Source organism: Desulfuromonas sp. (assembly GCF_002868845.1).
In the GTDB taxonomy this organism is placed as follows: domain Bacteria; phylum Desulfobacterota; class Desulfuromonadia; order Desulfuromonadales; family BM501; genus BM501.
Map to the genome: position 1 here is coordinate 104,919 of NZ_PKUB01000018.1, position 23,443 is coordinate 128,361.

Below are 23,443 nucleotides of genomic sequence, written 5' to 3' on the forward strand. Positions count from 1 at the left end.
CTTCCGCCAGCAGTAATATGTCACGTATCCAACCATGGCGATGGGAATCGTGATCCACTTGTCTGGTCGAGGTGCTTGAACCCCTGGGGGACTTTTGCTTGACTTTTCTTCGAAGGAACGGATCGGTGGCAAAAAGCCGTTATCTATTTTTTCCAGATCACGATGACGCGGGGACGCGTCTCGACCAATTCCTTTTTCTCAGCATGAAGGACCTCTCCCGCACCGTCCTGCGAAAGGTGATCGACTTGGGTGGGGTGCATGTGGGAGGTCGTCGCCTGCGGCGCTGCTCTTACCCGGTCAAAAAGGGCGAGAAGGTGGAAGTCTTTCTGGATAGCGGTCCCTTGGACGCCTTTTCTCTGTCGGAGAAGGACATTGTATTCAGGGACCCGTACCTCCTTGCCCTCGCCAAGCCCTCCGGAGTTGAAACCCAGCCAACGCCGGCCCGTTATCGGGGTACCCTCTACGAGGCCCTGTTGCGTTTTTTGCACAATCCCTATCGTCCTCATGACCGACCGGAACTCGGGATGGTGCAGCGACTCGACCGTGAGACTTCGGGAATCATGGTCTTTTCCATACATCCCAGGGCCCATCGGGGATTGACGGGGACATTTTCCGAACGGCGGGTCCACAAGGTCTATCTGGCCCTGGTGGCAGGATGCCCCGAACCGAAACAGGGGGAGTTCCGATCCCTGTTGGCGCGTAAACGATCGACCAACCTCATGACGTCCGTGGAAAAAGGGGGAAAAGAGGCCATCACACGATACCGGGTTGTCGAGGGGGGGGCCGAAGCCTCCCTGGTTGAGGTGGAAATCCTTACCGGCCGTTCACACCAGATCCGAGTTCATTTCGCCGAAGCGGGCCATCCCATCCTTGGAGATACGCGCTACGGTGGCACTCGACGCCTGGGTGAGCACGAGGTCCCCCGGCAGATGCTCCATGCCTGGCGTCTCGATTTCCGCCACCCGGTGGGGGAGGAAAAACTAGAACTGGAGGCATCTCCTCCGGAGGACATGGCAAGGCTCATGCGCGCGCTGGGCGGCTAGCCATTCGACTGCGATTTCAGCAGGGGGCTTCGGACGGCCTTCCCTGCATTTTCTAAAATGGACAATCGAGGATCTCCATGCTGACTTATCCCCAGATCGATCCGGTCATTTTTCACCTCGGCCCCCTCGCCGTTCGCTGGTACGGTTTCATGTACCTGGTGGGCTTCGTGGCGGGGTATTTCATTATCCGGCGTCTGGCCCGCCTTAGGAATCTTCCCCTGAAGGGGGAGGAGCTGTCCGACCTGCTGTTCTATGCCGTACTCGGTGTTATTCTCGGGGCGCGCCTGGGGTATACCCTGATCTACAACCTTTCTTATTACCTTCAGCACCCCCTGGAGATTTTCGCCGTTTGGGAAGGTGGGATGAGTTTTCATGGTGGCCTGATCGGCGTCATCGTGGGGACGATTCTCTTTTGCCGGAAAAAGGGGCTGCCGATCCTGCTGACCGGGGACATTCTTGTCAGCGCAGCACCCATCGGACTGGGGTGCGGACGGATTGGAAACTTCATCAACGGCGAGTTGTGGGGACGGGTAACGGACGTTCCCTGGGGAATGGTCTTCCCGGGCGCAGGGGCTGCTCCCCGGCATCCAAGCCAGCTTTACGAGGCGTTTCTCGAGGGCGGGGTCCTGTTCCTGATTCTCTGGATTCTTCAACATCGCAAGGTGCCCGCGGGTGTCCCTATGGCCGCGTTTTTCCTCTTCTACGGAGTTTTCCGTTTTTCCGTCGAATTTTTCCGTCAGCCCGACGCCCACCTCGGGTTTCTCTGGGCCGGGGCCTCCATGGGCCAATTGCTGTCGCTGCCGATGATCCTTCTCGGGATTGCGGGGATCGTTGTTTTCGCGCGTCGGGGGAAAAAGGGATGAAAGGGATTCGCGGGGTCATTTTTGACTGCGACGGGGTTCTCTTCGAGAGCCGGCGGGCCAACCTCGCCTATTACAATGCCATTTTTGAGCATTTGGGCGAGGCTCCGGTCCGCTCAGCGGACCGTGAGAAGGCCCATCTCTGTCACACAGCGGCGAGTCCGCAGGTCTTCGAGACTCTCCTCGGGCCGGAACGGCGCAAGGATGCCCTGGCTTTTGCCGCGGGCCTCGATTACCGGACCTTTATTCCCTACATGACTCCAGAGCCCGGGATGGTCGAGAGTCTGGCCGCCCTGTCACGGTTCCTGCCCCTCGCCGTGGCCACCAACCGGGGCACCAGCATGCCTGAAATTCTGGCCCATTTCGACCTGACCCGGTTCTTTCGCGCCGTGGTGACGAGTCGCGACGTGGCCCGGCCGAAGCCGCATCCCGACATGCTCCACTTGGCGGCAAGGCAACTGGGCCTTCCGGAAAGTTCTCTGTTGTTCGTCGGTGATTCGGAACTGGACCGCGATGCCGCCGGCGAGGCAGGGATCTGTTTCGCAGCCTATCAAGGTGGGGTGGACGGCGACGTCAGGATAGACCATCACCAGGACCTGGTGAGGATGCTGGAGGGGTAAAACGGTCTATTGACAATCGGGGTCGGGTCCGGGGGGCTACTGGAGTGATTTTTTCATTTCCAGGACATGCCCCCCTTTGTATTTCCGATAGCTTACCTGGTCCATGAGGGAACGGATGATATAGACACCGCGCCCCCTCTCGTTGAGCCCCTTGATGTCCGGGCCCGGCAGGGTGCCGATGTCGAAGCCCCGGCCCTGATCGTAGACTTTGATGTTCAAAATCCTGTCCAGAATGCGGATCGTAATGCGGACCTCTTTTTCCGGATCGTCCAGGTTGGCGTGGCGGATGGCGTTGGCCATGGCTTCGGTCAGGACCAGGTTGATGTGATAGGCCAGTTCCTCCCGGTCGCCCTTGTACCTCTTCAGGGTCCGGGCGATATCCTCCCCGATCTTCCCGATGAGGCTCAGGTAGCGGGTTTGGTTGGGAACTTTGATGGTCACTTCGATCTTGTCAGGCATATGCTCCCCGAGGGTAGATGGATTCCTGGGGTGGTCACAATAGCGGCCGAAGCGGTTGCGGCCCGGTCAGGAACGGTCTGCAGCAGGTCCTAAAAACTGGCAAACGCCTCTTCGGCATCGGGAAATATTTCAAAGACCCGGTGCAAACGCGTGAGTTCGAACATTGACTTGACTTGAGGTTGAAGGTTGCAGAGCTTGAGGTTTCCGCTCCGGGCGCTTGCGTTTTTAAACCCCGAAACCAGAGCACCCAGGCCCGACGAGTCGATGAAGCGCACTTCCTTGAGATCGATGATGATGTCGTTTTTGCCTTCCTCGAAAAGGTTCAGCATCTGAGCCTTCAACTCTCCGCTGTTGTGGGCGTCCAACCGTTCCTCCTTGACTTCGATCAGAACCACAGAGCCTTTTTCTTCGATGCGCACAATCATTGAATCCTCCTTCTAAATGTGGATTTTTTTGAAGGTTCCCTTATCTGCTGAGATTTGCCTTATTAACATAGCACATTCCCCGCCGGACTAACGACGCTCATCAACGGTTTCTTCGGAATCTCCTGAGATGGGCCCATCCTGTGCCCTCATGACCACGAGGGAGACGTCGTCCTGGAAGTTCTCGGCTCCGCTGAACAGCCGGACCTGGTGAAGCAGGTCGTCGATGATTTGCTGCGGCGAAGCATCTTTCAGCTGCGCCAGGATGGCGAACAGGCGGTCTTCGCCGAAGAAGTTCCCTTCCTTGTCCATCGCTTCGGTGATGCCGTCCGTGTACAGCAGGAGCAGGTCGCAGGGATCGAGCTGGATCTCATTTTCCTCGAAAAGAACATCCCGCTTCACCCCCAGGATCAGGCCCTCGGCATCGAGCCGTTCACAGGCCCCGGTTCGGGCCCGCAATACAAGGGGCAGATTGTGCCCAGCGTTGGCGAAGTGAAGGCGCCGCGTGGCGAGGTGGTATTTCAGGTAAAACATGGTGATGAACAGTTCGGAGCGGGTCAGATCGTCGTAGAAGAATTCGTTGAGAGCGCACAGGACGTCACTGGCGCTGTGCAGGCTCTGGGCCCTGGCCTTGATGAAGGTTCGGGTTTCGGCCATGATCAGGGCGGCTCCGATGTTGTGGCCCGAAACGTCGCCGATGACCAGGTCCAGGTAGCCCTCCTCACGGCTGAAGAAATCGTAATAGTCGCCTCCTACCTGGCGTGCCGGGACGCAGATCCCTGCCAGCCCTACACCTTCGGATTCGGGGACCTTGGCGGGGAGGAGGCTCATCTGGATGGTTTTGGCGATTTGCATCTCTCGTTCGTGCTGCCGGGCTTCTATGAGCCGCTGGGTCTGTTGCGCGTTGCGCCAGGCGACCCCGATCTGGCTTGCCAGGCTTGCGAAAAGCTCAATGAACTCGCGCCGGAATATGCCCTTGGCCGATCGGGAAAAGGCGGAAAGGACCCCGATGGGTTGCCCCTCGATGGTGATCGGGGCGTGGGCCAGCGACTTGATGCCCTCCCGGTGAATGACCTGAGCGGATATCGGCTTGTCCATGAAGTCGGTATCGTTGACCACTACGGGGGAATTGGTCAGGAAGGCGGAACCGATGCAGGTGTTCATGGTCAGTTTGCGTTCGGACTCGCCCAGATGCTTGGAGGTCATCCCCTTCTGGCCCCTGACCGTCAGGGTGTTCTTCTCTTCGTCCAGAATGCGGATGACCACCAGGTCGAACTTGAACTGCTGGATAAGCAGTTCGAGGATATTGTCGAGGACCTTCTCCTGGTCGGCCCCGCTGGCAACCGTGCGGGCTGCGTCGTAAAGGACGGCCAGCTGTTCGCGGCTCGCCTTGCGGGCAATGGTGACAGAACCGAAAATGTCGAAGACATCCTCCATCTGGCTGCCCCGCGTGGCGAGATAGTTTTCGATGATGATTCGAGCCGGGGCAGCCCCCACGGAGCCAGCCATGGTCTTTTCCGTAAAGCGTTTCAGGTGAGGAATTTCATACTCTGAAAGGCTGCCCCGCTCGTCGATTTCCCGGTCGCCCAGGTATTCGGCTATCGCTGAGTGAGCCTGCTTCTCCCCGATGAACTTGGCCATCAGGTTGACGAATTCCATGATGGTCGGAGCCTTGCTGATTCTCTTCAGCCGGGTCGGTTCCGTTTGGGGTTGGAACACCTCCACAAACTTCCCGGCCTGTTCCCTTTCCCCCTCCTCGGCGTTGGTCAGAATGGAAAGGGTGAGGAAGGTTCCGAGATTGAAAAACATGGTCCAGAACAGGGAGTGGGTCCAGATATCGAAACCGGTCAGGCCGAAGAGCTCCAGGGGGCGCAGGACATCAATGCCGAACAGCCCCTTCTCCAGAATGTCGGCCTCCAACCAGCCCGAGCGGACGAAAGAGGGAACCAGGAGGGTATAGAACCAGACGATGAAACCGAGCAACAGTCCCGCTGTCGCACCGCGGCGGGTGGCGTGTTTCCAATACAGGCCGCCGATGAGGGCGGGGGCGAACTGGGTAGCCGCGACGAAGGAGATAAGGCCGATGTTGACGAGGGCGTAGGACTCCCCGATGAGGCGGTAGAAGAGGTAGCCGAGAAAGATGACGGCGAGGATGCCCAGCCGCTTGAGGTTGATGAGGAGGCCCGAAAGGTCGGCCGCCTCGATCTTGAAGCGGAGGATGAGGGGCATGATCAGGTGATTGAGGATCATGGTGGAGAGGGCCACGGAAGAGACCATGACCATCCCGGCCGAGGCGGAGAATCCACCGAGAAAGACGAGCATGGCCAGCCAGGGATGTCCGGTCTGGAGGGGGAGGTGGATGACGAAGTAGTCGGCGTTGGCGGTGCTGCCGTTGTTGAGGAGCAGTCCCCCAAGGGCGATGGGCAGAACGAAAAGGTTGATCAGGAACATGTAGGCGGGGAAGCGCCACATGGCATCCTGAATGTGTTTTTCGTCGGAATTTTCGATGACCATGATGTGAAACTGCCGGGGCAGGAACATGAAGGCCATCATGGAGATGAAGGTCAGGGTGAACCAGTGGGTGTAGGGGACCTTTTCGGTATCGAGAAGGAGCAGGCCGCTGCGTTCGGGAAACTGCTGGAGGAATCGGGCGAAGATGTCGCCGGGGCCGTCGAACAGGCCGAAGGTGACGAACAGGCCGACCGCCACGAAGGCCAGGATCTTGACCAGGGATTCCAGGGCAATGGCGGCCACAAGGCCTTCGTGGCGTTCGGAGGCGTCCAGGTGCCGGGCGCCGAACAGGACGCTGAAAAGGCCCAGGACCATGGCGACCGCGAAGGCGGTGTCGAACTCCTGGTGCAGGGGGAAGGCGGGAAGGAGTTCGTTGACCTGGGAACCAAGGACGCCGATGGGGGAGGAGAGCAGGTCGAAGGTGTGGGAGACCGCCTTGAGCTGCAGGGCGATATAGGGCATGATCCCGACCACGGCGATGACCGTGACGAGGGCCCCGAGGGAGGCCGACTTGCCGTAGCGGCTCGAGATGAAGTCGGCGATGCTGACGATGTTCTGCTCTTTGCTGATGCGGACCATCTTGCGCAGAAGGAACCACCAGGTGAAAGCAACCAAGGTCGGGCCGAGGTAGACGGGGAGGAAGTCGAGCCCGTGGGTGGCCGCCCGTCCGACGCTTCCGTAGAAGGTCCAGGAGGTGAGGTAGACCGCGAGGGAGAGGGTGTAGATGTAGGAGTTGGAGATGATGCTGCGGCCGCTTTCCCGGCGGCGGTCGGCATAGTAGGCCACCCCGAAGAGCACGGCAAAGTAGAGCAGGGAGATGAGAGCGACGATGCCGACCGGAATCATTCTGCCTCGTCTCCTTCGGAATCGTCGTCCCGACGGGCCTCATTCGCCTTTTTCAGGCCCTGGCAGAAGAAGTAAACAACCACGATGGACAGGGGCCAGCCGACAAAGAGGTAGAGGACGAGGATGGGGATGCCGAGGAACAGGGACCCCTTGTTGAAAATATGGATAAAGGGGAAGTTGAGCATGATGACGCCCAGGATGAAAAAGATGACCCAGACTTCCCTGAAGTGGACGGCATGGGGGGATTTCATGACCTTGTTCCCGCGCGCTCTAGAATTTCGCAGATGATGAGTTGCACATTATAGTCCACATCTGCGGTCGTGTCGACATGAATGGCCTTCTCCATTTCTCCGGGGTATTCAAAGGCTCCCTCCTGTTTTCGGAAAAGGGCGGGCCTTCCATCGGAGGCGTCCCGTTCCCGAGCCCTGCGGAAGGCCAGTCGGCTCAAAGCGGTATCGGCGGGGCAGTCAGCCTGGATGAGAACAAAGGGAATGCCCGCGGCCTCGGCCGCCATGCGGAAACGGTCCCGGTCTGCCCGCTTAATGAAACTTGCATCGGCGATCACCGACCCGCCGGTCTTCAGCTTCGACACTGTTCTTTGCAGAAGGTCGTCGTAGGTTTTTGCACTGAATTCGGGGGAGTAGATACCACCGCCGAAGGGGGCGCTGCAGGGGGCATGCTCCGGGAGTCCCGCAAGGGTTTTGCGAAGCTGGTCTGAGCGAAGCAGTTGCGCTCCGAGGACCGGGGCAAGGGCCTGGGCAAGAGTAGTCTTGCCGGTACCCATAAGGCCGCAGGTTGCAACCAGCAGGACCGGGCAGAGGTAGCCCAATGCCTGGTTGAAATACCGTCGCGCCACTTGACCGGCCATGGTCTTGGTCTCAGGCGCGGCGTTCGGGTCCACGGCCAGGAAGGAGTCGACCTTGCCGCGCACGTAGGCCCGGTACAGTTTGTAGAAGGGAAGGACCCGGTCGAGGCCCGAACCCGGAGCGAGGTTTTCTTTGTAGACAGACAGGAGGTGATCGGCCATGTCTTTGCGGCTTCGGAATTCCAGATCCATGAGGAGAAAGGCGAGGTCCGCCGCCACGTCGGTCACCCGGAAACGTCGATTGAACTCGATGCAGTCGAAGATGCGCACCGGGTCCGAAAGGCAAATATGTTCGGCGTGCAGGTCCCCGTGGCCGTCACGAACCCAGCCATCGGTCTGGCGTTGGCGCAGAAGAGGCGCGTTGGCACTCAGGAACCGTTCCACGTAGGTAAAACACAGATTGAAAGCCTCTTCTGTCAGGGTGAGGCCGACGAAAGGACGGGTCTGGGAAAAGTTCTCCCGCCAGTTCCTTTCCACATTGGCCAGATCGTCGCTACCTTCGCCGTTGTCGACCTCTGCCTCCCGGTGGAACCGGCTGATTCGCCGGCTAACCCTGCCCATTTGTTCCCTCAACGCGGGGTAGTCCGGGGACAGGCACCGCTCGAGCATGAGTTCCTCGGGGAGTCTTTTCATATGAACGGCGTAATCGACGATATCTCCCTTTCCTCCGACCCTTAAACGATCTCCTTGCATGCGAAGCTCCACGACCCCCAGGTACGTGTCGGGGCAAAGGCGGCGGTTGAGGCGCACCTCTTCGTTACAATAGAAGCGCCGGCGGTCGAGGGTGGTGAAGTTGAGGAAACCGAAATCGACAGACTTTTTGACTTTGTAGACATGGCGTGGAGTGAAATAGATCCTGGAGACGTGGGTCTCCCTGAAACCGATAGGGCCGCTCACTCCAGGGTAACTCTCCGGCTGGAGAAGGGCTTCGTGCAGTCGCTGGGCATCCATCCTGACCCCCGATGCTAACTCTACGATATTACTTTAAAACACTACCATATCCGGGAGGGGTGTAAAGGTTTTCAAGAGGGGGCAAAGGAATTGACGGTCCGAATAGGGTATGATAATTATTGAGCTATTAATAAAGAGGCCGTTTAATTCTTCAGGTCCGACGGAGCAACGACGCCTCGGCGGGCCTTACCGCTCCAAATCCAGTCCGGCAGGGCAATAATCCCCAGGGCGGTTTACCTCCATGACCTTCCGAATATTCATAAACGGCATATCGCTTCTACTTCCTATGTTTCTGTGCCTCGGGCTCTTCGGGTGCATGTTTAACTCCTCCGCTCTTGCCCCTGACGGGACAGGGGCACATTTCCGTCAAGGAGAGTATCGATCCCGGCTTGACGATGCCCGTGCCAAGGCGCTTTATCATTACGGCCGGGCCCGCCTGCTGGCTGACGCCAAGGATCCCGAGGGGGCTGTTGAGGCGTTGCGGCAGGCCGTCGACCTCGACCCACGGTCCCTTTTCCTGCGTCTGTCCCTGGCCGAGGTCTACCTGGAGGCAGGGCGGGAGGATGAGGCCATCGAGTCCGCCGAGGAAGCTCTCATCGAGGCGCCCGATTCGGTCAAGGCCCACCTCCTTCTGGGCAATCTTTACTTCGGAAGGCAGGAGGACGACAAGGCGACGGAACATTATGAAAAAGCGCTCGCTCTTGATCCGGAGCAGGAAAACGCCTACCTGCACCTTGGTGTAGCCCATGCCCGGACCGGGGATCTGCAGCAGGCCGTCGAGGTGTTGAAGTCTCTCCTCGAGAAAAACCCCGATTCGGTGATGGGGGCATTCACCCTCGCCCGCCTCTATCGCCAGATGGATCTCTCTGACTTGGCTGAGGAGTATTACCGAAGGGTCCTCGTCCGCCAACCTGGTTTCGAATCGGCTTACCTTGAGCTGGGGGGGATGCTTGAAGGCAAGGGAGGGGTGGAAAAGGCGCTCGAACTCTACCGCCTGGCCCTGCAGGAGGCTCCCCGGAATTTCGGGATCCGCCATCACATCGCACGCCTGCTCATCGGGCAAGGTCGCATCGATGAGGCATTGGGGGAGCTTGACACCATCGTTGAACTCAATCCACGCGACCTTGAGGCCCACCGAAAACGAGGCCTGATCTATCTCGAGCAGGAGAATTGGGATGCTGCCGCCGCGACCTTCACCACTCTACTGCAGTTCAAGCCCGATTTTTACCAGGCCCGGTTTTACCTGGGGACCGCTTTGGAACGCAAGGAACTCTGGGGGGAGGCTCTTGAGGCATTCTGGTCCATCCCCGAAGGGAGCGACCTTTACAGTGACGCCATTGCCCATGTCAGCTACCTCCTCCACATGCTTGGCCGTACCGGGGAGGCCATTGAAGTGATCGAGGAGCGGAGCAGTTCGGCCGAGGAGCGCTCCGAGTTTTTCTCCTACCTGGCCTCCCTCTACGAGTCGCAAGACCAGCTCGATGAAGCCCTCGATGCACTGGTCAGGGGGCAGGCGGCCTTTCCGGAAGACGGGAACCTTGCCTACCACAGGGGGGTTCTCCTGGAAAAGCGTGGAGATCATCTGGCCGCCGTCGAGGCCATGCGCATGGCTATCGGCCTCGCCCCCGATCACGCCGAGGCGCTCAACTTTCTGGCGTACTACTACGCCGAGCGGGGTGAGAACCTCGACGAGGCTCTGCAGATGGTGAAACGTGCGCTCAGCATGAAAGACTCCGCCCATATCATCGACACCCTCGGATGGGTCTACTTCAAGATGGGCCGCTACGCCGAGGCAAAGCAAGAACTTCTGCGTGCGGCGGACCAGTTGTCCGAGGACGCCGTCGTTCTGGAGCATCTCGGCGACACTCACCGAATGCTGGGGGAGCGCCAAAGGGCCCGCGAGATCTACCAACGGGTGCTGAGGGCAACCCCGGAGGACCGCGAGGTCCTTCAGAAGTTGCACGACCTCGGCGGGCAGGAATAGGGAGAATGGCGCATCGGGAGACGGCAGCAGCTCTTCATGCCCGGTTCCGAAGAGGACCCGGTCCGAATAAGCGTGGGGGGACGTGGAGACGTCTCCTTCCGATTTTCCTCCTGTTTATCTTTTTCCTCCAGGCTTGCGTCCCAGCTCCCCCGCCGCCGCCCGCGGTCGTAGTGCCGGGGATGGAGACGACACTCCTCGATCGGCTTTACGATTACGGGAGGGCCTTCCGGTCCCTGAAGGGGGTGGCCAAGGTCCGGGTGAGTTCCGGGGGCCGGACCCTGTCCGGAACCCAGGTGCTGTTCGCAGAAAAACCGGACCGCCTTCGAGCGGAGACCCTGAATCCCCTCGGATTCGGCCAGTCGTTGCTTCAGGTCGCCGCATCCGGTGATAAGCTTGAGGTCTATGTCCCGAGGGAAGGACGGTACTACGAAGGGCAGGCCACAGCCGGCAACTTGGCGCGTTTTACCCGTCTTCCACTTCAACTCGAGGATCTCGTTCGGTTGATTCTTTACGACGTCCCCGTCCTCCCCTTCGAAGAGACGCTTCTTTCCAGCGGGGAGGGGGGCTACCGGCTGAGCCTGTACGGGGAGGGGGAGGTCCGGCAGGAATTGACTTACGACGCAGGTCTACGGCTCACGGGGAGCGCCTACTTCGTCGGCAAGGACCTCCAGCTTGAGGTAGTATATGAGAAGTTCAGCGAAGACCGGCCGGGGTTTCCCAGGGTTCAGCGCCTGTCGGCCCCCCAGGACGGAGCGGTGGCTTCCTTGGTCTTCTCCGAGGCGCTGACCAACGTGGTCATACCGGGGGACCGGTTCAGCCTCGATCCCCCTGCGGGGATCGAGGTGCGGCCCATACCCTGACACTCTTCTCCGCCGAAGAATTGCATAGAAGGAGGACGCGCGTGACCAAGTGGATCGCCATTGTGGCGGCCGTGATGCTGCTGGCCGGATGCAAGCAGGAGGATATTCCTCTTCCCGCAGAGGGGGAGGACGCCAAGCCGGCCTTCGGAGATACCTTTATCGAGGCGTCCATCGGCGACGCCAGCAACTTGTTGCCTGTGCTGGCCTCCGACTCCGCCTCCTCGGACATCAATGGCCTTATCTACAACGGTTTGGTCCGATACGACAAGGATCTCCAGATGGAGGGGGAGCTGGCCGAGTCGTGGGAGATCTCCGAGGACAACCTGACCATCACCTTTCACCTGCGAAAAGGGGTCACGTGGCACGACGGGGCCCCGTTCACTTCCGCGGACGTTCTCTTCACCTACCAGCTTTATATCGATCCCGAAACCCCCACAGCCTACGCGGAGCGCTACCGGCAGGTCGCCAAGGCCGAGGCCCCGGATCCCTATACCTTTCGCGTCACCTACGAAAAGCCCTTCGCCCCCGCTCTCATCAGCTGGAGTGTTTCCATCCATCCCAAGCACCTGCTCGAGGGAGTCGACGTCACCAAGAGCCCACTCTCCCGTGCGCCGGTCGGGACCGGCCCCTATCGGTTCGTGGAGTGGAAGAGCGGTGAAAAGATCGTCCTGGAGTCCAACCCCGACTATTTCGAGGGACCGCCTTACATCAAGCGGGTCCTTTACCGGATCATTCCCGATCTCTCCACCCAGTTCCTCGAACTGCGCTCCGGCGGCCTCGATTTCATGGGGCTGACCCCCATCCAGTACCAGACCCAGACCGACAACACCGCGTTCAAGCGCCGCTTCAACAAGTACCGCTACCTGGTATTCGGCTACACCTATCTCGGGTACAACTTCAAGCGCCCCCTCTTCCAGGACCGGCGGGTCCGGCAGGCCCTCACCTATGCGATCAACAAGGAAGAGATCATCGACGGCGTCCTGTTGGGGCTGGGACAGGCGGCCACCGGGCCCTACAAGCCCGACACCTGGGTTTACAATGCCGGGGTCAAACGCTACCCCTACGACCCGGAAAAGGCCAAGGCCCTCCTTCGTGAGGCGGGCTGGGGCGACAGCGACGGCGACGGGATCCTGGACAAGGACGGAAAACCCCTCTCCTTCACCATCGTCACCAACCAGGGGAACGACCTTCGGGTGAAGACCGGGGAGATCGTCCAGCGTCGCTTCAAGGAGATCGGGGTGGAGGTCAACCTGCGGGTCATCGAGTGGGCCTCCTTCCTGAAGGAGTTCATCAACCCCGGCAACTTCGACGCCACCATCCTGGGTTGGAGTGGGGGCCCGGAGCCCGACCAGTACAATATCTGGCACTCGAGCAAGACCGGGCCGAGGGAACTCAACTTCATCGGTTTTCAGAACCCCGAAGTGGACGAGCTTCTGGAGAAGGGGCGGCGCACCTTCGATCAGTCCGAGCGCAAGAAGTACTACGACCGCTTTCAGGACATCCTTGCCGAGGAGCAGCCCTACACATTTCTTTACGTTTCCGAGGGCCTGCCCGCCGTGGCCCGGCGTTTCCGAGGCATCGAACCCTCGGCGGCGGGCATTCGCCACAACTTCATCAAGTGGTATGTGCCCAAAAAAGAGCAGAAATACTCCCGCTGAGGGGATTTAAGCCCATGCTGCGCTATCTCGCCAAACGTCTGCTGCTGATGATTCCCCTGCTTCTCGGGATCACCCTGATCTCTTTCGTGGTCATTCACCTGGCTCCGGGGGAGCCGACCGATATGCAGACCCAGCTTAACCCCGATGCGGGCACCGAGCTGCAGGAGCGGCTCCGGGTTCAATACGGACTCGACAAGCCTCTTCATGTCCAGTACCTGCGCTGGCTTGGACGCCTTGGACGGCTCGATTTCGGGGACTCCTTCTCTCAGGACCGTCGGCCGGTGGCGGAGAAGATCCTGGAGCGCCTGCCGATCACCATCCTCATCAATGTCCTTTCGATCGCCCTGATCCTCGCGGTGTCGGTGCCCATCGGGATCCTGTCGGCGGTGCGGCGGAACTCCTTCTTCGATCGGGCCACCACGGTTTTCGTCTTTATCGGGTTCGCCATGCCCTCCTTCTGGCTGGCCCTGCTCCTTATGGATTACTTCGGGGTGCGCCTCGGGATGTTTCCCGTCGCCGGGATCAAGTCCCTCGGGCACGAGTACCTCGGGTGGGGAGGACGAATCTGGGACATCCTGCACCATCTGATCCTGCCGGTCTTCGTCTCCGCCTTCGGAGGGCTGGCCGGCTTCTCCCGCTACATGCGTTCCAACATGCTGGAGGTGATCCGGCAGGACTATATCCTTACCGCCCGGGCCAAGGGCCTTTCCGAAAGGGTGGTCATCTACAAGCACGCCTTGCGCAACGCCCTGCTGCCTGTGATCACCATTCTCGGCCTGTCGGTTCCGGGGCTCATCGGGGGGAGCGTCATTTTCGAGACCATTTTCGCCATTCCAGGCATGGGCAAGCTGTTCTACGACGGGGTCATGATGCGCGACTACCCATTGATCATGGGGATCCTGGTCATGGGCGCGGGGTTGACCCTCGTCGGGAATCTCATCGCCGACGTCAGCTACGCCCTGGCCGATCCGCGCATCCGCCAGAATTGACCGGTCGAGATTCCGAAACCGGGCCGGAAGGGAAAACGAAAGGGCAGGGGATGATTGAATCGCCGAAAATCCTGCACCACGGAGGCGCCGAAGGGGTGACCGGATCCTGCCACGAGCTGCGGCTCGACGATGACGCCGGGATTCTCATCGACTGCGGCCTGTTCCAGGGGGGCGACAAGTCGCCCGGTGGAGCCGACGCGTCACGGCTGGGAGTCGATTTTCCCATCGCCCACCTGAAAGCCCTTGTTGTGACCCACGTTCATATCGACCACGTGGGGCGCCTTCCCCAACTCCTGGCCTCCGGGTTCGAAGGGCCCATCTACTGCAGCGAGCCTTCGGCCCTGCTACTGCCCCTGGTCCTGGAAGATGCCGTCAAAATCGGCTTCGGACGCAAATCCTCCCTGACGAAAGAAGTCCTGGAGAGGCTGGAAAAGCAGGTCGTGGGGTTGCCCTACGGACAGTGGCAGAGGGCGGCCGAGGCCGCGGGGGGGGAGCTGGACGTCAAACTGCAGCCGGCGGGGCACATCTTCGGCTCGGCCTATGTCGAGTGCCGCTTGCGGCGCCGGTCGGAGGGCCGTTCCGCCGGCGAACACCGGGTCGTCTTTTCCGGGGACCTGGGAGCCCCCTACGCCCCCCTTCTGCCCTCGCCCCGGTCGCCCTACCGGGCCGATACGGTGGTCATGGAGAGTACCTACGGCGACCGTATGCACGAGAACCGCAAGGAGCGACGCTTGCGCCTCATGGCGGTGGTGGAGCGGGCCTTGTCCGACCGCGGCGTGGTTCTCGTCCCCGCGTTCAGCATCGGCCGTACCCAGGAACTGCTCTACGAGCTGGAGGATCTGATTCACCGGTACAGGCAGCGTCCCGCATCCCGGGATCTGCCCTGGGGAGAGCTGGAGGTGATCGTCGACTCCCCGCTGGCTTCGCGCTTTACCGAGGTGTACCGGCAGCTTGTCCCCTATTGGGACAAGGAAGCCCGTCATCGCAAAGAGAGCGGCCGTCACCCCCTCACCTTTACCCAGTTGACCACCATCGGCAATCATCGCGAGCACCTCGCCACGGTGCAGAGGCTGAAGAAGACGGGCCATCCTTGCATCGTGGTGGCCGCCAGCGGCATGTGCAGCGGCGGCCGCATCGTGAACTATCTCAAGGCCCTGCTCGGCGACCCGCGCACCGATGTCCTCTTCGTCGGATACCAGGCCTTCGGGACCCCGGGCAGGGACATCCAGCGCTACGGTCCCGAAGGGGGATATGTGGTTCTTGACCGCAATCGCTACCCGATCCGGGCCGGGGTGCATACAATCGGCGGCTATTCGGCCCATGCCGACCATGGGAACCTGGTCAACTTCGTACGGCGCATACGGCATCGTCCGAGCAGGGTCATCCTTATCCACGGGGACGAGGAGGCCAAGGCCGCCCTTAAGGCGCGCCTGCAGGCGGAGTGCCCGGGAACCGAGGTTCTGGTAGGAAGGTCATAGCATGCTGCACACCTTCTTTTTCGACATTCTTTGGGGGCGGGTTCGCCACAACCGCCTGGCCCTCGCCGGGGCGTTCATCGTCCTGGCCATGTTCCTGCTCGCCTTTTTGGCGCCCCTGACGGGCAAGGACCCGGGGGCCATCGACATCGCCCACCGGCTGCACCCGCCAAGCTGGGACTTCCCCCTGGGGACGTACGACCTGGGCCGGGACGTCCTGACCCGCATTCTCTACGGCGCGAGGATCTCCCTCCTCGTGGGGTTCGTGGCCGTCGGCATCGCGTCCATCATCGGCATCGTGCTCGGTGCGCTGGCGGGGTACTACGGNCGCCTGGTCGACACCGTCATTATGCGTTTCGTCGATATCATGCTCTGCTTTCCGACCTTCTTTCTGATCCTGGCGGTGATCGCTTTCCTGGAGCCCTCCATCTGGAACATCATGATCATTATCGGCCTGACGAGCTGGATGGGGGTGGCCAGGCTGGTCCGTGCCGAGTTTCTCTCCCTGCGCGAACGCGATTTCGTTCAGGCGGCCCGGGCTCTCGGCGCCCGCGACTCCCGCGTTATTTTCAAACACATCCTGCCCAACGCCCTCTCTCCGGTGCTGGTCTCCGCGACACTGGGGGTGGCCGGCGCCATCCTCACCGAAAGTGCATTGTCCTTCCTGGGGATCGGCGTTCAGCCGCCCACCCCGTCCTGGGGGAACATGCTTATTGCCGGCAAGCAGACCCTCGGCACAGCCTGGTGGCTTTCGGCGTTTCCCGGGCTGGCGATCCTGTTTACCGTGCTGGGTTATAACCTGTTGGGGGAGGGGATTCGGGACGCATTCGATCCGAGGCTGAAGGAATAGATGAAGGTTGGACGAAACGATCCCTGCGCCTGCGGCAGCGGGCGCAAATTCAAAAAATGCTGCATGAATCTCACCGGCAGTCCCGGCACCCGGTCGGACCTTGCCCCCTCGGAGCTTGTCCTTGCGAGGCGGGAGGCCTTCGACCGGGGGGACTTCGCCTATATCTACGACACCTATCATCCCGATTCGATGTTCCGTCAGCAGTTCCCCGACCGCCAGGAGTACCTGCGCTACGGGGCAAGCTCGCTGGCGGCCGACTACCGTATCCTTGAATGCCGCATTCTCCGCGAGGAGATTGCCGAGGATGCGGCCCGGGTCCTTTTCCTTCTCGCATCCGAGTATGGCGGACAGAGGGTCGAAAGCCTGGAACTCTCCCGTTTTCTTCGCACCGGCAAGGGGTGGCGCTATCATTCCAGCCAGAAGATGACCCGGGACGAGTATCCCGGCAAGATAGAGGACATCGGCTGGGACGACTTCGACAGGGGCAAGGACAAGGTCTTTTTCTGATGCGGATCATCGATGAACAACTTCTGAAGGATCTGGCCGACCAGGCCCGCCGAACCCCCCGGAGACGGAAGAACCTCAACCTGCACACCAGCTACGGCGACCCCTGCCAGCGACTTCTGAACGCTCTGGAGCCCGACACCTATGTCCGGCCTCACCGACACCTGACTCCTCCCAAGCCCGAATCCTTCGTCGCACTGCGGGGGAGAATGGCACTTCTGATTTTCGATGAAGGCGGCGCCGTCGCGGACGTGGTCCTGTTCGGGGCCGGAGGCCCCGTCCTGGGTGCCGACATCCCTCCCGGGGTCTGGCACTCCATTGTCTGCCTTGAGAGGGGGTCGGTCTTTTTCGAGGCCAAGCCGGGGCCTTACGAACCCCTGTCGGACAAGGATTTCGCTCCCTGGGCGCCGGAGGAGGGGAGGCCCGAATCCGGGGAATATCTTGCCTTCATGCGGCGGGCCGTCGACGAGATGCCCGGCCCGGGGAAAGCCCCGGATTCCTGCGCATGACACTTTACCAGAGGTGGGAGGATGGCTGATCAACGCGCCGGCCGCGCCCATTGGGCGAGCCGCTTCGGATTCGTCCTGGCCGCGGCTGGGAGCGCCATCGGGCTCGGGAACATCTGGAAGTTCCCTTACATCACGGGGCAGAACGGGGGCGGAGCCTTCGTCCTCGTCTACCTCGGGTGCATCGTCGTCGTCGGTCTGCCCATCATGATGGCCGAGTTCCTCATCGGGCGGCACGGCCAGCGGGACGCCGTCGGCTCCTTTGTTGCCCTGGAAGGCAAAGGCAGCCCCTGGTGCCTGGTCGGCTGGGGGGGGGTGGCAGCCTCTTTCATCGTCCTCTCCTTCTATGCCGTGGTTGCCGGGTGGAGCTTCGACTACGTGGTCAAGTCGGCCATGGGGACCTTCCCTGGACGGAGCGCCGGGGAGATCAACGCCCTGTTCGGGGGGCTCGTCTCCTCGCCCCTGCAGGTTGTCTTCTGGCAGGGGTTCTTCGTTGCAGCGACCGTCTCCATCGTACTCGGCGGCATCCGCGGGGGGATCGAGCGCTGGAGCAAGGTCCTCATGCCGGTCCTCTTCATGCTCCTTGTGTTGCTCTTTGTTCGGGGCATGCTCTCCCCCGGCGCCGGCGCCGCCCTCGACTTCATGTTCCGGCCTGATTTCGGCCGGCTGACGCCGCAGGCTCTCCTCGACGCCCTCGGCCACGCGTTCTTCACCCTGTCCCTCGGTGCGGGAACCATGATCACCTACGGTTCCTACCTTCATCCCAAATCCGATCTTTTTTCCCTCTCGGTTCGGATCACCGTTCTCGACACCCTGGTGGCCCTGCTGTCGGGCCTGGCCATCTTTTCCGTGGTCTTTGCCGCGGGCCTCGAACCGGCCGCCGGTCCGGGCCTGGTCTTCCAGACCATTCCCATCGTCTTCGCCTCGCTTCCCTTCGGCTCCCTGCTGGCCTTTGTATTTTTTGTTCTGCTGGCCTTCGCCGCCCTGTCCTCCTCCATCTCCATGCTCGAGGTCTCGGTGGCCTATCTCATCGACGAGAAGGGCTGGGGCCGAAAGAGGTCCACCTTCCTGATAGGCAGCCTGGCCTTTCTGGTCGGACTGCCCTCGGCCCTTTCCTTCAACGTCTGGGCGCAGGTCACCCCCCTGTTCGGCAAAACCTTTTTTGACCTGATGGATGTCCTTGTCTCCTCCTACATGTTCCCCTTGGGCGGACTGTTCGTCGCTCTTTACGCAGGCTGGTTCTGGAAGGGGGAGGGGGAGAAGGAAGAACTGCTCGGCGGAAGGCACAGGGCTTGGCTTTTCCCCCTCTGGCACTTTCTTCTGCGGTATGTCGCCCCGTCTGCCGTTCTGTTGATCCTGCTTAATCAGATCGGTGTGTTTTGAATAGGCAGGAAATGATTCCCTCAATCATCTGCAGCGTCTCCCCCTCCCTTACCCGAAGCGCTATCGGCCATGCCTGAATTGCCCGAGGTCGAGACGACCCCCCGGGGATCGCGTTGATGGCATGGCCCGGTCCATTCGCGGTGTGCTCGGTGGGCCGTTAACGCGGGGGAACCACCCTGCGGGCCTTTACCGATCAGGAAGGGAGGCCAGGCCACGGTGTCCCAGATCTAGAGGTTTACAGCAGGGAAGGGAAGGATTGTGCGCGATGCGAGGGGGTCGTCGTTCGAACTATGCTTGGGCAGCGCCCCACCTACTGGTACCGTAAAAGCCGGCGGTGAGGGTTCTGCCCGGTCGATAAAAAAGGAGGTTTTCTATGGAGGGGTATCGTTTCACTCTGCCCTACATCGTACGGGTCGCCGACGTCAACTACGGCGGTCATGCCGCCAACTCGGCCGTTCTCAATTTTTTCCAGGACGCTCGCATCGCTTATCTGGCCCGAATCGGCCCCTATGACGAGTTGGATATCGGAGAGGGCTGCGGGATCATCCTTCCCGAGGCCCATGTGCGTTACCTTGCGGAGATGTTTCTTGGCGACCGCTTGGAGATCGGGGTCAAGGTTGAGGAAGTGCGCAACTCGTCCTTCGTCATGCGCTACAGGATCGAAAGGGATGGCGAGGTCAGCGGAGAGGGGACAACGTCACTGGTCTGCCTCGATTACCGGGCCCGGAAGGCGAGAAGGCTTCCCAAAACGTTCCGGAGCGCATTGCTGGATTTCGAGGGCAGTGAGGGAATGGTAAACGGGGCGGGCGGCCCGGACTCTTTTTGACGGTTAGGTCGGTGTAATTAATGAGACTTTTGCCTTGACTAAACGGCATTGGGGTCGCTAGTGTAGGAAAGTTAAGAAAGGTGCAACCTGTCCGGGAACGGACTCCAGGGGGCTTGTTCCCCCCTGGCATGCTGAAGAGGGGCCAGGCAAAATGAATAACGAAGTTTCTTTTGGCGGCGTCGGTCGGAGTTGGCTCTACGCGCTGTTCGGCTTTTTCCTCGGGATCCTTGCTCCTTCCGGATGGATCGTGCTTCGGTTGATCCTGTTCTGGCAGCCGGGGGAGACCCTGTGGAGCCAGATCTTCGGTGATGTGGTCCGTTCCAGCGAGAACATGCTCCTCTACGCCTACATGGGGGGCGGGACCGCCCTGGTCCTTTGCGTGGTCGGTTTTCTCATCGGCAAAGGGGCCGAGCAGATTCACCAGAGAGCCCGTAACCTCGACGAGCTGAATCAGGCCATCGCCCAGCAGAAGGAAAGCTACGAAAGCCGGTTTATCGACCTCAACAACGGTATCAAGAACTTTCACGCCATCAACAATCACATCCAGAAATCGATCGATTTCCGGGAGGTCCTGCGCCTTGCGGCGAACGGCTTGCACGAAATCCTCGGCTACGACCGGGTCAACATCCTCATGGTCAACCTGGAGCGCAACTGCCTCGAGTTCGTCGCCAGTCGCGGTTGCGGCAATGACGACGTCTCCGGGATCAGCATCCCTCTGGATGGCCGGGCCGGGGCTCTTTTCAAGGCGGTGAACGAGAACCGTCTCCTTCTCGTAGAGGACATCGGGAGGATGCCCGAGGACTACCACCTCCAGCCTCCCTGTGACGATGTTCATCAACTGCGATCCAAGAGTTTCATCCTTTGCCCGATCGTCGTTCGGGACGAGGTCGTCGGGGTATTCGGCGTGGACAACAAGGTTAAGCGCAAGGAGCTTGACGACACCGATGTCGATACGGTCAAGCTTTTCGCCGACCAGGTCGCCTCGACCCTGACCAAGATCAACCTGCTGGAGGCGGTCGAGACTCTGACCAAGGAGTTGGAGCACACTTTCGAAGAACTTCTCAGAAACCGGGAAGAGCATTCCCGTTACGACCTTTCCCTTAAACAGGCCACTGCCTCCACCAGCGACGCCACCAACGACATCGCCAGTGCCGCCGACGTGGTTCGGGAGGCGGTCGATGTCACCCGCTCTTCGGTCGGGGAGATTTCCGTCTCCATTGAGGAGGTCTCCCAGAACCTCAACCAGCTCAGCGGGTTCATGGAGAACTCCATCTCGGCCATGACCGAGATTTCCAACACCATCAAGGAGGTCGAAGAGAACGGGATTCGTTCCCACGGCATGTCCGAAAAGGTCAAGCAACAGGCCGAGGAGGGATCCCGGGCGGTCGGCGACGCCATGGCCGGGCTGCACGGCATTTCCGAGGCGGTCGACGGGGCGGTTGCCGCTATCGGGCGGCTTTCGGAGAAGGGCGAGGAGGTCGACAGCGTTACCTCGGTGATCAACGAGATCACCCAGAAGACCAACCTGCTTGCTCTCAACGCGGCGATCATCGCGGCTCAGGCCGGGGAACACGGCCGCTCCTTCGCGGTTGTGGCCGACGAGGTGCGCAGCCTGTCCCAGGAGGCGGCCAACTCCACCGGCGCCATCGCCCAGATCATCCAGGAAATTCAGCAGTACACCCGGGAGACGGTCGAGCATATCGATCAGACCCGGCAACTTGTTCAGGGCGGACTCGTCCTCGGGCAGGGGATGGAGGCAAGCCTGCACCAGATTCTCGACAGTTCAGTGCTCGCCATGGAACGAACCCACGAGATCCGCAAGGCTACCCAGGAGGTGGCCCGCAGCGTGGAGTCGGTCAGCGAGTCGATCGAGAACCTCGGCGACATGTCCTCACAGGTCACGGTAGCGACCCGGGAGCAGGCCCAGGGGACGCGCAGTATCGTCCAGTCGGTCGAGGAGGTGAAAAACATGGCCGACGACATGGTCCATGCCACCGAAAAACAGCAGCGCAACACCCGGGAGATCGAACTCGCGGTCACCGCGGTCAGCGAAATGACCAGGAAGATCTTCAGCGAAATGGAAGAGCGGCAGAAGGGCAGCCGGGAGGTTCTGGAGAACCTTGAAAGGCTCAAGAAGGGCAGTTCCGGCGCGACCTGAGCTGCGACAGAAAACCGGAAACGACAAGGAGGGGCTCGCCCCTCCTTTTTTTATGGCTCTTTGGGCCGGGGAGAGTGCAGATCGCGGGTCTTTTCCGCCGGGCATTTCTCGCGCCCCGGGCACTTTTCTTCGACGCACTGTTCGATGTGGATGGTGACGTCGGAGCCGCGGATTTCCTCCTGAATCCTTTTTTCAAGGTGGTCGGAGATGGCGTGGGCTTCCTCCACCGAGAGATGCTTGCAGACGGTCAGGTGGAAATCCATGATTTTCTGCGATCCCGCCCGGCGGGTGCGCAGGTTGTGGAAATCGAGCAGGTGCTCCCGGTGTTCCTTGATGAGCCGCGCGACCTCCTGGCGGATCTGTTCGGGCAACTCTTCGTCCAGAACGTCCCTGAGGCCGTGGCGCACGAGGCGCAAGGCCTCGTAGAGGATATAACCGGCCACCAGGAGGGAGAGGATCGGGTCGAGCCAGGGGGTCTTCAGCAGGGATATGAGCCCCAGGCCGACCAGCAGGGCCAGGTTGGTGTAGACGTCCATGGAGAAGTGGAGGGCGTCGGCCTGGAGGGCCGTCGAGTCCGTCTGGCGGGCCACCCGGCGCAGGTGGCGGGAAATGGCCCAGGAACCCGCGGCGCTCAGCGCAAGGACGGTTATGCCCCCCTCGAGGTGGACGAGGCTTGAGCCCTGCAGAAGGCGCCGGAGGGACTCGAAGATGATCCACCCTCCGGAGAGGGCGATGAACAGCGATTGAACCAGGGTGGCGACCGTTTCGAACTTGCCGTGACCGAAGGGGTGGGATTCGTCAGGGGGCTGTTCGGCCTGGCGGATGGCCAGGTAATTGACCCCCGACATGAGGATGTCGAGAAGGGAGTCGATCGCCGAGGCGAGGACCGCCATCGATCCCGTGTGGAGGCCGGCGACCAACTTGAGGGCGGCGAGGCCGGTCGCGGTGACGATTGAGAAGCGTGCTGCCTTGATTTTGGGATTGGTTCGGGTCATGGTCGTCCAGGGGGTGGGGCGGAGATGTCAGCCTTTGAGGGAACACTGCCGCTCCCATTCGGGGTATCCACCGTCGCCGATGTTCCAGAAATCCTCGATGCGCCCCCGGTAGTAGTCCAGGTCGGCGCAGTCCCGGCGGATCGCCTCGAGCAGTTCGGCGGGAACCCTGCCTGCCCGGTGGGCGAATTCGTAAAAGGCTTCGACCCCCTCGAGAATTCCTTTTAACTCCGCCATGTTCGGCTCCATGTTTTTGACAATATACCAGTTCCCTGCGAACTGGCGGACCCGGCCCGGTTTCAGGGCATAGATGTTCTCGCGGAGAGCTGGGACCACGAACTCCTTGAGGAAATAAGACGCTCCGTAGGCCAAGACGCTGGCTTCTTCGGGCTGGAGGCCTGATTGCTGAACCTGATCGGCATAGAACAGGTTCAGCAATCGTTCGCATAAGCCGTCCACCCGGATCTCGTCCTGAAGGTCCCGAACCTCGAAACTCTCCTGCTCGAAGAGTTCCCGGTCACCATTCTGCGTGTCTTTGTTCATTATAATACCTCCTTTGACTGGGGCTTTCTTAACATCCGGCGCACCACGGGTCAAGGCCCTTTGCGGGGCGACCGGGCCCGGACAGGGTATTTACATCAACAGGGGGGTTTGATACGATGGCATCCTCTGTTCGGGGGA

At 60.7% G+C, this 23,443-nt stretch carries 20 protein-coding genes and 2 pseudogenes; 15 read left to right on the forward strand and 7 right to left on the reverse strand.

The genetic code is table 11. From position 1 onward, the window contains the following. The first annotated feature begins 125 nt into the window (after nt 1-125). From C0617_RS05550 to C0617_RS05560, 3 genes are all read left to right on the forward strand, one after another. Complete coding sequence (locus C0617_RS05550) at nt 126-1,043, forward strand: RluA family pseudouridine synthase (protein WP_291316020.1); 918 nt, start codon at nt 126-128, stop codon at nt 1,041-1,043. An 80-nt stretch (nt 1,044-1,123) separates the two neighbouring features. Beyond that, nucleotides 1,124-1,906 carry a prolipoprotein diacylglyceryl transferase gene (lgt, locus tag C0617_RS05555; RefSeq protein WP_363324337.1) on the forward strand — a complete coding sequence of 261 codons (783 nt, stop codon included), beginning with the start codon at nt 1,124-1,126 and terminating at the stop codon, nt 1,904-1,906. Beyond that, on the forward strand, nt 1,903-2,523 hold the full coding sequence (locus C0617_RS05560) for an HAD family hydrolase (RefSeq protein ID WP_291316022.1): 621 nt from the start codon (nt 1,903-1,905) through the stop codon (nt 2,521-2,523). Before lgt ends, C0617_RS05560 begins: the two co-directional genes overlap by 4 nt. A 36-nt stretch (nt 2,524-2,559) precedes the next feature. Here the strand turns inward: C0617_RS05560 and C0617_RS05565 are convergent, their stop codons facing one another. The 5 genes from C0617_RS05565 to C0617_RS05585 all read right to left on the reverse strand — a co-directional run bounded on the left by C0617_RS05565 (nt 2,560) and on the right by C0617_RS05585 (nt 8,577). After that, nucleotides 2,560-2,982, reverse strand: a complete 423-nt coding sequence (locus tag C0617_RS05565; protein WP_291316023.1) for an ATP-binding protein — start codon at nt 2,980-2,982, stop codon at nt 2,560-2,562. 89 nt (nt 2,983-3,071) lie between these two features. Further along, nucleotides 3,072-3,407 (reverse strand): STAS domain-containing protein, encoded by a 336-nt coding sequence (locus tag C0617_RS05570; protein WP_291316024.1) that lies wholly within the window; start codon nt 3,405-3,407, stop codon nt 3,072-3,074. An 87-nt stretch (nt 3,408-3,494) separates the two neighbouring features. Then, complete coding sequence (locus C0617_RS05575) at nt 3,495-6,761, reverse strand: SpoIIE family protein phosphatase (protein WP_291316025.1); 3,267 nt, start codon at nt 6,759-6,761, stop codon at nt 3,495-3,497. Next, nucleotides 6,758-7,012 carry a hypothetical protein gene (locus tag C0617_RS05580; protein ID WP_291316026.1) on the reverse strand — a complete coding sequence of 85 codons (255 nt, stop codon included), beginning with the start codon at nt 7,010-7,012 and terminating at the stop codon, nt 6,758-6,760. Before C0617_RS05580 ends, C0617_RS05575 begins: the two co-directional genes overlap by 4 nt. Continuing rightward, nucleotides 7,009-8,577 carry a bifunctional aminoglycoside phosphotransferase/ATP-binding protein gene (locus C0617_RS05585; RefSeq protein WP_291316027.1) on the reverse strand — a complete coding sequence of 523 codons (1,569 nt, stop codon included), beginning with the start codon at nt 8,575-8,577 and terminating at the stop codon, nt 7,009-7,011. The genes C0617_RS05580 and C0617_RS05585 overlap by 4 nt, the downstream gene beginning before the upstream one ends. A gap of 316 nt (nt 8,578-8,893) precedes the next feature. Here C0617_RS05585 and C0617_RS05590 point away from each other — a divergent pair, with 316 nt between their 5' ends. From C0617_RS05590 to C0617_RS05645, 12 genes and pseudogenes are all read left to right on the forward strand, one after another. Continuing rightward, nucleotides 8,894-10,561 (forward strand): tetratricopeptide repeat protein, encoded by a 1,668-nt coding sequence (locus tag C0617_RS05590; protein ID WP_291316028.1) that lies wholly within the window; start codon nt 8,894-8,896, stop codon nt 10,559-10,561. A 179-nt stretch (nt 10,562-10,740) separates the two neighbouring features. Continuing rightward, nucleotides 10,741-11,421: a hypothetical protein gene (locus C0617_RS05595; RefSeq protein WP_291316029.1), complete on the forward strand. Its 681-nt coding sequence runs from the start codon at nt 10,741-10,743 to the stop codon at nt 11,419-11,421. 74 nt (nt 11,422-11,495) lie between these two features. Continuing rightward, a complete protein-coding gene (locus C0617_RS05600; RefSeq protein ID WP_363324338.1) occupies nt 11,496-13,079 on the forward strand; it encodes a peptide-binding protein in 1,584 nt (527 codons plus the stop codon). 14 nt (nt 13,080-13,093) lie between these two features. Then, a complete protein-coding gene (locus C0617_RS05605) occupies nt 13,094-14,068 on the forward strand; it encodes an ABC transporter permease (RefSeq protein ID WP_291316031.1) in 975 nt (324 codons plus the stop codon). 50 nt (nt 14,069-14,118) lie between these two features. Then, nucleotides 14,119-15,546 (forward strand): MBL fold metallo-hydrolase, encoded by a 1,428-nt coding sequence (locus C0617_RS05610; protein ID WP_291316032.1) that lies wholly within the window; start codon nt 14,119-14,121, stop codon nt 15,544-15,546. A gap of 1 nt (nt 15,547) precedes the next feature. After that, a pseudogene (locus C0617_RS05615) lies at nt 15,548-15,870 on the forward strand (peptide ABC transporter permease); the annotation flags it as partial. A gap of 1 nt (nt 15,871) precedes the next feature. Then, nucleotides 15,872-16,393, forward strand: a pseudogene (locus C0617_RS05620) (ABC transporter permease); the annotation flags it as partial. Continuing rightward, nucleotides 16,394-16,900, forward strand: a complete 507-nt coding sequence (locus C0617_RS05625) for a YchJ family metal-binding protein (RefSeq protein ID WP_291316033.1) — start codon at nt 16,394-16,396, stop codon at nt 16,898-16,900. It abuts the pseudogene before it with no gap. Next, nucleotides 16,900-17,406 carry a WbuC family cupin fold metalloprotein gene (locus tag C0617_RS05630; protein WP_291316034.1) on the forward strand — a complete coding sequence of 169 codons (507 nt, stop codon included), beginning with the start codon at nt 16,900-16,902 and terminating at the stop codon, nt 17,404-17,406. Before C0617_RS05625 ends, C0617_RS05630 begins: the two co-directional genes overlap by 1 nt. Nucleotides 17,407-17,427: 21 nt before the next feature. Further along, the gene (locus tag C0617_RS05635) at nt 17,428-18,786 is read left to right on the forward strand and encodes a sodium-dependent transporter (RefSeq protein ID WP_291316035.1); all 1,359 of its coding nucleotides are present in this window, start codon (nt 17,428-17,430) and stop codon (nt 18,784-18,786) included. Nucleotides 18,787-19,159: 373 nt separating this feature from the next. Then, nucleotides 19,160-19,612 (forward strand): thioesterase family protein, encoded by a 453-nt coding sequence (locus C0617_RS05640; RefSeq protein WP_291316036.1) that lies wholly within the window; start codon nt 19,160-19,162, stop codon nt 19,610-19,612. Nucleotides 19,613-19,763: 151 nt separating this feature from the next. Further along, entirely contained in the window at nt 19,764-21,770 is a 2,007-nt protein-coding gene (locus tag C0617_RS05645) for a methyl-accepting chemotaxis protein (RefSeq protein WP_291316037.1), read from the forward strand. 50 nt (nt 21,771-21,820) lie between these two features. Here the strand turns inward: C0617_RS05645 and C0617_RS05650 are convergent, their stop codons facing one another. Beyond that, a complete protein-coding gene (locus C0617_RS05650) occupies nt 21,821-22,765 on the reverse strand; it encodes a cation diffusion facilitator family transporter (protein ID WP_291316038.1) in 945 nt (314 codons plus the stop codon). 27 nt (nt 22,766-22,792) lie between these two features. Next, nucleotides 22,793-23,305: a hypothetical protein gene (locus tag C0617_RS05655; protein ID WP_291316039.1), complete on the reverse strand. Its 513-nt coding sequence runs from the start codon at nt 23,303-23,305 to the stop codon at nt 22,793-22,795. Nucleotides 23,306-23,443 lie beyond the last annotated feature (138 nt).